Here is a 10,532-nt window from a genome sequence, read left to right as displayed (position 1 = left end):
CGGGCCGGGGCGGCGCGCCGGCCCCGGCCCGCGCCGGGCGCGAGCGCGGCCCCTCAGGCCCGCCCGGTGACGTAGCCGCCGTCGACCCGCAGCACGTGGCCGGTGGTGAAGGCCGCGCCCGCCAGGTACAGCACCGCGTCGGTGATCTCGGAGACCTCGCCGACCCGGTCGAGCAGGGCCAGGCCGCCGTAGGCGTCCACCTCGGAGCCCTCGTGCAGCGGGGTCCGGATGATCCCCGGGGCCACCAGGTTGACCCGGATCCGGTCGGCCGCCAGCTCGGCGGCGAGACTGACCGTCAGGGCGTGCACGCCGCCCTTGCTGACCAGCGGCGCGGAGGCGGGGAAGCCGCCGACCGCGTGCTCCACCAGGACGGTGCCGATGTTCACCACGCTGCCGCCGCCGCCCTGACGGCGCAGCTGCCGCACCACGGCCTGGGTGGTCAGGTAGGTGCCCTTGAGATTGCCGGTCAGGAAGCCGTCCAGCTCATCCTCGGTGACCTCGGTGAAGGGCTTGGCGGCGAACGTGCCGGCGTTGTTGACCAGGACGTCGACCCGGCCGAAGCGCTCCACGGCGGCGCGGACCAAGGCCTCGCCGGTCGCCGCGGAGCCGATGCCGCCCACCACCTCGGCGACCCGGTCCGGCTGCCCGAGCAGGGCCGCGGCCTTGGCGAGCCGCTCGGGGTCGCGGCCGTTGAGCACCACGTTGGCGCCCTGGGCCAGGAAGCCGCGGGCGACGTCGAGGCCGATGCCGCTGGACGAGCCGGTGACGACGGCGGTGACGGCCCCGGCCCCGGTGGTGGTGGCGGTGGTGGCGGTGGTGGTGGATACGGCTGTGGACATGGTGGAACCTCCGTCGATTCGGTGCGCGGTGTGATGTCTCAAACCGTAGGTTCGCGCCGAACATAACTCCACGACATGTTTTGGAGCATCAGATAATCTGGCGTTATGGATGTCGATCTGCGCGACCTGGAACTGCTCGACACGGTGGCCGACGCCGGCTCGCTCACCGCCGCCGCCGAGGTCCTCTACGTCAGTCAGCCCGCCCTCAGCCAGCGGCTGACCAGGATGGAGGACCGGCTGGGTGTCCAGCTCTTCGACCGCCAGGGGCGCCGCCTGGTGCCCAACGCGGCCGGCCGGCGGATGCTGCTGGCCGCCCGTCAGGTCTTCGCCGAGCTCGACGCGGCCACCCGGGACCTGCGGGAGATGCGGGACGGCCGCAGCCGCCGGGTGCGGCTCGCCGTCCAGTGCAGCACCACCTTCCAGTGGCTGCCCCCGGTGATCCGCGGCTTCCGGGAGCGCTGCCCGGACAGCGAGGTGCGGATCGAGTCGCTCCCCGGCGACGCCCTGATCACCGCCCTGCTGGAGGACCGGCTGGACGTCGCGCTGATCACCAAGCCGGACCCGCAGATGGACCGGGTCGACCTGCTCCGGCTGTTCGAGGACGAGATGGTCGCCGTGGTCCCCGCCGCCCACCCCTGGGCGGCCCTGCCGTACCTCACCGCGCGCGACTTCGACGACGCCCACCTGGTGCTCTACGACCTCTACGACCAGAGCCGGATCCCCGCCACCCCGCTCCCGATCCCGCACGGCGCCCGGCCGGGCCGGATCACCACCGTGCCGGTGATCACCGACCTGGTGATCGAGATGGTGGCGGGCGGCCAGGGCGCGAGCGTCCTGCCCGGCTGGGTCGCCGCGCCGTACGTCGCCTCGCACGGCCTGGCCCTGGTCCGGATCGGGGCGGAGGCGATGTCCCGCACCTGGTACTGCGCCACCCGGCCCGGCGCCCGGCCAGCCCTGGTCCAGGCCCTGGTGGAGGAGCTCACCGAGCGGCTGGGCAAGCCCGTCGCGGTCAGTCCTTGAGCGCCCGCTCCACGGCGGCCCGCGCGTGCAGGCTGGTGGTGGCGAACACCGGGACGGGGCTGTGCTCGGGGCCGATCAGCAGCTCGATCTCGGTGCAGCCCAGCACGATGCCCTCCGCCCCGGCCGCGACCAGGTCCGCGATCACCCGTTGGTACGCGGCCCTGGACTCCTCCCGGACGACACCCCGGCACAGCTCCTCGTAGATCACCCGGTGCACCTCGGCCCGCCCGGCCGCGTCCGGGACCAGCACCTCGAGGCCGAGGCCGGCCAGCCGGTCCCGGTAGAAGTCCTGCTCCATGGTGAACGCCGTGCCCAGCAGCCCGACCTTCCGCAGCCCGGCCGCCAGCACCGCCTCGGCGGTGGTGTCCGCGAGGTGCAGCAGGGGGACATCGACCGCGGCCGCGACCTGGTCGGCCACCTTGTGCATGGTGTTGGTGCAGATCAGCAGCAGGTCGGCGCCGGCCGCCTCCAGCGACCTGGCGGCCGCGGCGAGCACCTCGCCCGCCTCCGCCCACCGCCCGGCCACCTGCAGCCGTTCGATCTCCGCGAAGTCGACCGAGTACAGCACGCACTTGGCCGAGTGCAGGCCGCCCAGGCGCTCCCGCGTCAGCACGTTCAGCAGGCGGTAGTACTCCGCCGTGGATTCCCAGCTCATGCCGCCGAGCAGCCCGATCGTCCTCATCGCCTCACTCTGGCACACCCGGCCGGGGCCGCCCGCGGCCGGTCCCGGGGCTCCCGGCGGCCGCCGGGTCGCCCAGCCGGCGCAGGTAGGCGGCCGGGTCGGGGCCGTGCGCCGCGTCCTGCGCGCCCCGCCGGACGAGCTCCAGCCGCCCGTCCGCGGCGATCCGCAGCATGGTGGTGGCGGCGTGCGGGCGGCCGGGGTCGCGCAGTGCGTCGCCGTCGAGCACCGGGGCGTGCCCCCCGAACATCGCCGCGGCCGCCGCGGCGGTCGCGGCCGGGGGCAGACCGGTGCGGTTGGCGCTGCTGACGTACAGCCGCGGGTGGTCCGCGAGCAGCCCGGCCAGTGGTGCCCAGCGGGCGCCGAACAGCAGGGCGTGGCCGTCGCGGACGGCCGGCGCGATCCAGTCCGGCGCCGCGGCGCCCGCCCGCAGCGGGACGAGCAGGGTCACCAGGTGGCGGCGCAGCAGCACGGTGGCCGACCCGACCGCCGCGGGGGTCAGGTCCAGGGCCGGCGCGAGGCCTTCCCAGGCGGCCTCGGCGTGCACCCAGGCGGCGACCTCCTGCCCGGCCGGCCGGCCCTTGGCGGTGTTCACGGCGTACGGGGTGGTGGCCGCGACGACGTAGGTCAGCGGGCTGGGGTTGGGCAGCACGGCGGCGCGGCCGCCATCCAGGGCGCGGCGGGCGGCGGCGGCGCCGGGCAGGTCAGGATCGGGCATCGGGGGTGGCTCCGGTCGGGCGGCGGGCGGCGGTCAGGCCGTCCAGGTAGGCGGCGAAGTCGGCATCCGGGACGACGGCCCGGTTGTCCCGGTAGGCGCGGTCCTTGACCCAGGCCAGGGCGGCCGCCGTCGCCTCCCGGTCGAGCCGGTGCCCGAGTCGTTCGGCCACCGCACGGACCACCCGGCCGCTGGCGAGCTGGGTGAGGACCACGGTCGGCCGTACGCCGAGCAGGTGCTCCGGGTCGTACGGCTGGAAGGTCGCGGGGTGGGTGAACGGCGTGCCGGTGGAGATGGTGCCCACGCCGGTGCCCACGATCGGGGTGGTGACCGTGAGGGGGACACCGGTCTCGGCCGAGACCATCCGCGCGATGCCCGGCAGCCGGGTCAGGTCGGGCTCGCTCCACCAGGGCCGGCAGCCGGCGCCGAGGACCGCTTCGGCCTTGGCGGGGTCGTGGGCGAGCAGGAAGAGCAGCTGTTCGGTCGCCACCATCCCGCTGCGCTCGGCCATCCCGAGCCAGGAGCAGGCCGCGACCCGTACCCCGCTCTCCAGCGCGGCCAGGGTGTTGGCGAGACCGAGGCCGAGGTCGTTGTGCAGGTGGGAGACCAGCACCGGGTCCGGGCCGGCCCCGGCCGCGACCCGGGCGAACAGTGCGCGGGCCTGGCCGGGCAGCAGGTCCCCGACGGTGTCGGCCAGCACCACCGTCCCGGCGCCCGCGGCGGTCATCGACCCCGCGTACTCGGCGACCAGGCCGGGGTCCGCCCGCGGCGCGTCGACCAGGCAGACGTCCACGGCCACCCCGTCGGCCCGGTCCACGGCCGACTTGACCAGGTCGAGCCCGTCGGCCAGGGCCTCCCGCGCACCGCGGTGCACCAGCGCCCGGGCGGTCGCCTCCGAGGCGGCCACGATCACCATCACCCGGGCGTGCGCCGCGCCCTGAACGGCGGACAGCGCCAGCCGGACGTCCTGCTCGGTGCCCCGGCAGACCGCCGCCGGGCTCACCGACCCCTCGGCCTCCAGCGCGACCCGCCGGGTGGCCTCGTACTCCTGCGCGCACACCGAGGGGAAACCGGCCGCGAACACCACGTGCCGGGGCCCGTCCGCACCGAACACCGCCCCCTGCGCGCGGGCCAGGCGCACCCGGAACTCCGCGCTCATCAGGGTCTTGGCCTGCGCGCCGTCGCGCGGCGACTCCTCGAACAGCACCACCCGGCCGGCCCGGGCCGACTCCCGCACCACGTCGATCCCCGACATCCGTGCCACCTTCCGCAGGGCGGGGCCCGCGGGCGCCACCGAGTGATCAGTCGGAGACGGAGCGTAGAGCAGCCGGGGCGGGACCGGCGAACCGGCGGGTGGGCGCCGGCGGTCCGTCAGGCCTGCGGTGCGCGTCCCGCGCCGGGCGGTCCGGCGAAGGTCTGGGCGACCGGCAGCCAGGCGCGGGCCGTCGGGCCGGCGGCGACGAGCGCCAGGTCGTCCGGGTGGCGCCGCTGGGTGACCAGCAGGCAGAAGTCCAGCGCCGGGCCGCTGATCCGGTCCGCCGCGTCCGGCGGCCCCCAGGTCCACGGTTCGCCGGAGGGCGCGACCAGCTCGACCCGGACCGGCCGGTCCGCGGGCAGGCCGTGCAGCGAGAGCGCGAACCCCATGGTGCGCACCCCGAGGTGGGCGACGTGGCGCAGCCGATCGCCCGGCTCCCGGACGACGCCGAGCGCGTCCGCGACGTCCTGACCGTGCGCCCAGGTCTCCATCAGCCGGGCGGTGGCCATCGACGGCGCCTTCATCGGCGGCCCGAACCACGGCAGCTTGACGTCGGCGGGCACGGCCGCCAGGGCCGCGGCCAGCCGGTCGCGGCCGTCCCGCCAGCGGCCGAGCAGCTTCGCCGGGTCCTCGCCGACGCCTTCGGCGGCGCCCTGGTCGACGGCGTCGTAGCCGGCCGTGAACTCCCGCTGCACGGCCGACCCGAACTCCTCCGGGTCGGTGGCCGCCAGCAGCGACCAGCGGTCCGTCCAGGCGAGGTGGGACAGCTGGTGCGCGATGGTCCAGCCGACGGCCGGGGTCGGGGTGGCCAGCCCGTCCGCGTCGAGTCCGGCGACCAGTGCGTCGAGTTCGGCGCTCTCCGCCCGCAGGTCGGCCAGCAGGGCGTCCAGCTGTGTCATGTCGTGTGCTCCTCGGTGGGTGGATGGTCCGCGGGACTCCCCAACTCCCGTGACCCGTGTGACAATCGCCGGGTGACCGCGGCGATGGAGTCCATTCCTACCCGGGCGTGCGAGGTCGACGCCCGGGCCGCCGAACTGGTCCGGCAGGCCGTGCTCGGTGATCTGGCCCGGCGGGTGGTCGACGAGTGCGGTGCCGACGTCGGCCTGGTCGGCGTCCCGGACCGGCCCGAGCGGCCGGGCCGGATGGTCCTGCGGCACTGGTCCGGGACCAGGGCCGAGCTGCTGCACGGCCTGGACGTGCCGGTCGGCACCGGGCTCGGCGGCCGGGCGCTGGCCGAGCTGACACCCACCTGGGTGCCCGACTACCGGGCCGCCACCACCATCTCGCACCAGTACGACGCCGCCGTCTGCGCCGAGGACCTGTACACCATGCTCACCGTGCCGCTGGTGCACGGCCGGGCCGTCCACGGCGTGGTGTACGCCTCGCTGCGGGCGGTGGTCCCGCTCGGCGACGTGCGGATCGGTGCGGTCGCCCGGCTGGCGGCGGCCGCCACCCGGGCGCTGGCCGGGGCCGCCGCCTGGTGCGAGGCCCCGGATCCGGCGGCGCTGCCGGTCCGGCTGACGCCGCGCGAGCTGGAGGTGATCCGGTGGGCGGCGACCGGCCGGACCAACCCGGAGATCGCCGGCCACCTCGGCCTGACCAGCAACACCGTCACCGGCTACCTGAAGAGCGCCATGCACAAGCTCGGCGTCCGCAACCGGGTCGAACTCGCCCTCGCCGCCCGCGACGTCGGCCTGGCCGGCTGACCGCCGGCCCGGCCTCAGTTGACCTGGCGGTCGCGCCCCTGCCAGTACGGCTCCCGCAGCCGGAACTTCTGCAGCTTGCCGGTGGCCGTCCGGGCGAGCGAGTCCCGGATCTCCACCGAGGTGGGCGCCTTGTAGCCGGCCAGCCGCTGCTTGCAGTGCGCGATCAGTTCGGCCTCGTCCGCGGTGCAGCCTTCGCGGAGCACCACCAGGGCCTTGACCGTCTCGCCCCACTTCTCGTCGGGCACCCCGATCACCGCGGCCTCGGCGACCGCCGGGTGGCCGTAGAGGCAGTCCTCCACCTCGATCGAGGAGACGTTCTCCCCGCCGGAGATGATGACGTCCTTCTTGCGGTCCGAGATGGACAGGTAGCCGTCGGTCAGGGTGCCGCCGTCACCGGTGTGGAACCAGCCGTCGCGGATCGCCTCGCGGGTGGCGTCCGGCTGCTGCCAGTAGCCCTCCAGCACGACGTTGGAGCGCACCAGCACCTCGCCCTGGCCGTCCACCCGCACCTGGCTGCCGAGCGCGGGCGCGCCCGCCCGGACCAGCCGCTCGGCCCGTTCGGCGGGCGGCAGGGCGTCCCACTCGGCCCGGGTGCGGTTGGCCGTCACCAGCGGGGAGGTCTCGGTGAGCCCGTAGATCTGCATGAACTCCCAGCCCAGCTCGCTCTCGATGCGCTGCACCATCGAGGTGGGCGGGGGAGCGCCGGCCACGATCATCCGCACCCGGTCCCGGCCGGGGACCGGCCCGTCCCACTCCGCCGCCGCGTCCAGCACCATCGCGGCCACCGCGGGCGCCCCGGACAGGAAGGTCACCCCGTGCCGCTCGACCCGTCGCAGGATCTCCGCGCCGTCCACCTTGCGCAGCACCACGTGCCGGGCGCCGAGCCCGGTCAGCGCGAACGGCAGTCCCCAGCCGTTGGCGTGGAACATCGGCAGGGTGTGCAGGTAGACGTCGCGGTCGCTGGCGCCGAAGTGCAGGCCCATCAGGACGGCGTTGAGCCAGAGGTTGCGGTGCGTCAGCTGGACGCCCTTGGGGCGTGCGGTCGTCCCGCTGGTGTAGTTGATCGTCGCGGTGTCCGACTCGGCGACCTCGTACGGGACCGGTTCCCGGTCGAAGTCGTACAGCTGGGCGTCGCTCTCCGCGCCCAGCACGAAGCGGTGCCGGACCGCGATCCCGGCCAGCGCCTCGTCCAGCTCCGGGTCGACCAGCAGCACGGAGGCGCCGCTCTGCTCGACGATGTACGCGACCTCCTCCGCCTTCAGCCGGAAGTTGACCGGTACCAGTACCCGGCCGTGGCCGCTCACCCCGAACAGCGAGGTCATCAGGCGGGCCGAGTTGTGCGACACGATCGCGACCCGCTCGCCCGGGCCCACCCCGAGCCGGTCCAGCCCGGCGGCCTGGGCGCGGGCCAGTTCGGCCGTCCGACGGTAGGTGACCTCGCCCCAGGAGGCGGCCGGCTGGTCGGGTTCGTCGACGATCCCGACCCGGTCGCCGTAGACCTGCTCGGCGCGGTGGAGGAAGTCCAGCACGGAGAGTGGAGTCTGCATGCCGTCACTCTGCCCGTCCGGTCCGGGCCGCGGACACCCCCGATCGGGGGTATGACCCGAAGGGACCACTCGCCCGGCCGCTGCGCCCGGCCCGGGTGGTCCGTACGGGCCGCTCAGCCGCCGAGTTGGACCGAGCGCTTCGCAAGGCCCATCCAGAAGCCGTCGATCACGCTGCGCTGGCTGCCGAGGTCGGCCTCGGCGGCGCCGAGGGTGACGAAGAGCGGGGCGAAGTGTTCGGTGCGCGGGTGGGCGAGGCGCCCGGCGGGGGCCTTGTGCTCGAAGTCGAGCAGCGCGTCGAGGTCCTGCGCGTCGAGGGCGCGGCGGCCCCAGTCGTCGAACTCCGCCATCACCGAGGAGACCCGGCCGTCCGTGCTGAGCGCCCGCAGGTTGTGGGTGAAGAAGCCGCTGCCGACGATCAGTACGCCCTCGTCGCGCAGCGGGGCTAGCCGGCGGCCGATCTCCATCAGCCGGCGCGGGTCGAGGGTCGGCAGCGAGATCTGCAGCACCGGGACGTCCGCCGCCGGGAACATCTCCACCAGCGGCACGTACGCGCCGTGGTCCAGGCCCCGGTCGGGGATGTCGTGCACGGGGGTGCCGGCGGTGCGCAGCAGCTTGCGGACGCTGTCGGCGAGCGCGGGGGCGCCGGGGGCGGCGTAGGTCACCCGGTAGTACCGCTCGGGGAAGCCCCAGAAGTCGTACACCAGCGGGGTGGCCGTGGTGGCGCCGAGCGCGAGCGGGGCCTCCTCCCAGTGGGCGGAGACCATCAGTACGGCCGTCGGCCGGGGGAGGGCGGCCGACCAGGCGGCCAGCTGGCCGGGCCACAGGGGGTCGTCGGCGAGCGGCGGCGCGCCGTGCGAGAGGTAGAGCGCGGGCATGCGCCCGGGGGTGGCGGTGCTCATCGGGGTTCTCCTCCGGCGGGGCGGCGGGCGGTGGTTCCGAGTCCGATGGTTCAAATTTGAACCTTATGGTTCCGAAGGTACACCCGAGTTCGAATTTGAACAACAGAGTACGATGCAGTCATGGACGAACCCCGATGGCTGAACGAGCGCGAGATGGCCGCCTGGCGCGGGTTCGTCGCGGCCACCAACCTGGTCGCCCGCCACCTCGAACGCCAGCTCAAGGAGGACGCCGGACTCTCGCACACCCAGTACGAGATCCTGGTCCAGCTCTCCGCCGCCCCCGGCGGCTCCCTGCGGATGACCGACCTCGCCGACCGCCTGGTCACCTCCAAGAGCGGCCTGACCTACCAGGTCACCCAGCTGGAGAAGGCCGGGCTGGTCGGCCGCCGGTCCTGCGCCAGCGACGTCCGCGGTGTCTTCGCGGAGATCACCGACGCCGGCTGGGAGACGCTGCGGGCGGCCGCCCCCGGCCACGTCGCCGCGGTCCGCGAGGCGCTGATCGACGTCCTCACCCCCGACCAGCTGACCGCCCTCGCCGACAGCCTCGGCACCGTCACCGACCGGCTGCGCTCCACCGACCGCTGACCCGGCCCGCCCGCATCTCCCCGGCACCGTACGGGCCTTGCGGCGCGCCCCGCCGGGAACCAGGGTGGTCACCGCGGCGTTGACCCCGGCGGACGGCCCGTCAGGACGGGCGACCCGCGGCGAGAGGGCGGACCATGAGGACCCGGCAGCGAGACCGCGACATCCAACCGCCCAGGGCGCCGTGGAGCGAGATCCGGCCCGGCCTGTGGATCGGCGGCCACTACTGGTTCGACCCGGCGGGTGAGATGCGGCCGGTCGTGGTCGAGGACGAGTTCGACCTGGTGCTCAGCCTGTTCGCCCGGCCCGGCCACGGGCCCGCCCCCGGGGTCGAGCACCACCTCGGCGAGATGCCCGACGCACCGCTCGGCTCGCGCGAGCTGGCCCGGGTGCGCGAGCTGGCGGCGCTCGCCGCCGACGCCGTCCGGGGCGGCCGCACCACCCTGGTGCGCTGCCACTCCGGCTACAACCGCTCGGGCCTGGTGGCCGCCGAGACCCTGCGCCTGCTCGGCCACGGCATCCCCGAGGCGGTCGGCCTGGTCCGGCGCGGCCGCTCGCCCTGGGCCCTGAACAACGAGGTGTTCGTGCAGTACCTGGAGGTCGGCCTGGACATCGCCGCCCTGCTCACCGGCCTGGAGGAGCCGGTCTGAACCCCCGCCCCCACCCCCGGGCGGTTCAGCGGGCCGGCGGCGCGCACAGCAGCGCGGCCCGCAGGTCCATCCGGTCCTCCAGCCGCGCCAGGCTGCGCCCGGTCAGCTCCTCGATCCGGCGGATCCGGTAGTGCACCGTGTTGACGTGGATGTGCAGCGCCTCGGCGGTCCGCGACCAGGAACCGTCGTGGTCGAGGAAGGTGCCCAGGGTGCCCAGCAGCGACACGCCGTTCTGCCGGTCGTGCTCGGCCAGCGGGGCCAGCAGCCGGGTGTGGAACGCGGCGGTGACCTCCGCCGGGATGCCCCGCAACAGGGCCGCCAGCGAGCCGAGTTCGCCACTGCTGCCGACCGCGCCGCCGACCCGCGAGTCCAGCGCGTACCCGGCCTGCACCAGCGCCCCGCGCAGCGCGCCGGCCTCCGGCGGAACGCACGGCCCCACGCCCGCCCGCAGCAGCTGCCGGGCCGTCAGTCTGGCCTGCATGGCCGGCCAGGCCTCGCGCAGCGCGGCGGTCACCCGGGCCGCGGGCGCGGCCACCAGGCCGACCGCGCCGACCGTCCCGTGCGCCCCGGCCGGACCGCCCTGGCCCACCGGGACCTGCCCGGCCGCGCCCTCCGGGTCGCCCGGCCCGTACGGCGCCGC

The 10,532-nt window shown here is 75.3% G+C and carries 12 protein-coding genes; 4 read left to right on the top strand and 8 right to left on the bottom strand.

The features are described from left to right. Positions 1–53: 53 nt before the first annotated feature. On the bottom strand, positions 54–839 hold the full coding sequence (locus AA75_RS31925; RefSeq protein ID WP_082526985.1) for an SDR family NAD(P)-dependent oxidoreductase: 786 nt from the start codon (positions 837–839) through the stop codon (positions 54–56). Between the two features lie 105 nt (positions 840–944). Between AA75_RS31925 and AA75_RS31920 the strand changes: the two genes are divergently transcribed. Beyond that, positions 945–1,859, top strand: a complete 915-nt coding sequence (locus AA75_RS31920) for a LysR family transcriptional regulator (protein ID WP_033823819.1) — start codon at positions 945–947, stop codon at positions 1,857–1,859. On the opposite strand, the gene AA75_RS31915 is transcribed toward AA75_RS31920, so the two are convergent. The 4 genes from AA75_RS31915 to AA75_RS31900 form a co-directional block, all read right to left on the bottom strand. Next, positions 1,849–2,541 carry an aspartate/glutamate racemase family protein gene (locus AA75_RS31915; protein ID WP_033823818.1) on the bottom strand — a complete coding sequence of 231 codons (693 nt, stop codon included), beginning with the start codon at positions 2,539–2,541 and terminating at the stop codon, positions 1,849–1,851. The genes AA75_RS31920 and AA75_RS31915 overlap by 11 nt on opposite strands. Before the next feature lie 4 nt (positions 2,542–2,545). Further along, a complete protein-coding gene (locus AA75_RS31910; RefSeq protein ID WP_051813866.1) occupies positions 2,546–3,256 on the bottom strand; it encodes a hypothetical protein in 711 nt (236 codons plus the stop codon). After that, entirely contained in the window at positions 3,243–4,508 is a 1,266-nt protein-coding gene (locus AA75_RS31905; RefSeq protein ID WP_051813865.1) for a 2-isopropylmalate synthase, read from the bottom strand. Before AA75_RS31905 ends, AA75_RS31910 begins: the two co-directional genes overlap by 14 nt. Positions 4,509–4,624: 116 nt before the next feature. Next, the gene (locus AA75_RS31900) at positions 4,625–5,407 is read right to left on the bottom strand and encodes a TIGR03084 family metal-binding protein (protein WP_033823817.1); all 783 of its coding nucleotides are present in this window, start codon (positions 5,405–5,407) and stop codon (positions 4,625–4,627) included. Between the two features lie 72 nt (positions 5,408–5,479). On the opposite strand from AA75_RS31900, the gene AA75_RS31895 reads away from it, so the two are divergent. Beyond that, positions 5,480–6,214 (top strand): LuxR C-terminal-related transcriptional regulator, encoded by a 735-nt coding sequence (locus tag AA75_RS31895; RefSeq protein WP_149038497.1) that lies wholly within the window; start codon positions 5,480–5,482, stop codon positions 6,212–6,214. Between the two features lie 14 nt (positions 6,215–6,228). Here AA75_RS31895 and AA75_RS31890 read toward each other — a convergent pair whose 3' ends face one another. Further along, positions 6,229–7,761, bottom strand: coding sequence for an AMP-binding protein (locus tag AA75_RS31890; RefSeq protein ID WP_033823816.1), 1,533 nt, complete (start codon positions 7,759–7,761; stop codon positions 6,229–6,231). Between the two features lie 113 nt (positions 7,762–7,874). Further along, positions 7,875–8,660, bottom strand: coding sequence for a dioxygenase (locus AA75_RS31885; RefSeq protein WP_033823815.1), 786 nt, complete (start codon positions 8,658–8,660; stop codon positions 7,875–7,877). A 120-nt stretch (positions 8,661–8,780) separates the two neighbouring features. Here AA75_RS31885 and AA75_RS31880 point away from each other — a divergent pair, with 120 nt between their 5' ends. Together AA75_RS31880 and AA75_RS31875 are read left to right on the top strand one after the other, a co-directional pair. After that, entirely contained in the window at positions 8,781–9,245 is a 465-nt protein-coding gene (locus AA75_RS31880) for a MarR family winged helix-turn-helix transcriptional regulator (RefSeq protein WP_033823814.1), read from the top strand. A gap of 134 nt (positions 9,246–9,379) precedes the next feature. Further along, complete coding sequence (locus AA75_RS31875) at positions 9,380–9,892, top strand: protein phosphatase (protein ID WP_033823813.1); 513 nt, start codon at positions 9,380–9,382, stop codon at positions 9,890–9,892. A gap of 25 nt (positions 9,893–9,917) precedes the next feature. On the opposite strand, the gene AA75_RS31870 is transcribed toward AA75_RS31875, so the two are convergent. Further along, a partial coding sequence (locus tag AA75_RS31870; RefSeq protein ID WP_149038496.1) for a CdaR family transcriptional regulator occupies positions 9,918–10,532 on the bottom strand: 615 nt, incomplete at its 5' end.

The organism is Kitasatospora sp. MBT63, from assembly GCF_000710465.2.
Taxonomy (GTDB): domain Bacteria; phylum Actinomycetota; class Actinomycetes; order Streptomycetales; family Streptomycetaceae; genus Kitasatospora.
Note: the sequence above shows the minus strand (reverse complement) of the source record. Positions and strands in the feature narration are given on the sequence as shown.

Bases quoted from the DNA above. Each gene is read 5' to 3' on its own strand.
- AA75_RS31890 (WP_033823816.1), bottom strand. From the start codon at position 7,761: ATGCAGACTCCACTCTCCGTGCTGGACTTCCTCCACCGCGCCGAGCAG.
- AA75_RS31900 (WP_033823817.1), bottom strand. From the start codon at position 5,407: ATGACACAGCTGGACGCCCTGCTGGCCGACCTGCGGGCGGAGAGCGCC.
- AA75_RS31920 (WP_033823819.1), top strand. From the start codon at position 945: ATGGATGTCGATCTGCGCGACCTGGAACTGCTCGACACGGTGGCCGAC.
- AA75_RS31905 (WP_051813865.1), bottom strand. From the start codon at position 4,508: ATGTCGGGGATCGACGTGGTGCGGGAGTCGGCCCGGGCCGGCCGGGTG.
- AA75_RS31915 (WP_033823818.1), bottom strand. From the start codon at position 2,541: ATGAGGACGATCGGGCTGCTCGGCGGCATGAGCTGGGAATCCACGGCG.
- AA75_RS31880 (WP_033823814.1), top strand. From the start codon at position 8,781: ATGGACGAACCCCGATGGCTGAACGAGCGCGAGATGGCCGCCTGGCGC.
- AA75_RS31925 (WP_082526985.1), bottom strand. From the start codon at position 839: ATGTCCACAGCCGTATCCACCACCACCGCCACCACCGCCACCACCACC.
- AA75_RS31875 (WP_033823813.1), top strand. From the start codon at position 9,380: ATGAGGACCCGGCAGCGAGACCGCGACATCCAACCGCCCAGGGCGCCG.
- AA75_RS31885 (WP_033823815.1), bottom strand. From the start codon at position 8,660: ATGAGCACCGCCACCCCCGGGCGCATGCCCGCGCTCTACCTCTCGCAC.
- AA75_RS31910 (WP_051813866.1), bottom strand. From the start codon at position 3,256: ATGCCCGATCCTGACCTGCCCGGCGCCGCCGCCGCCCGCCGCGCCCTG.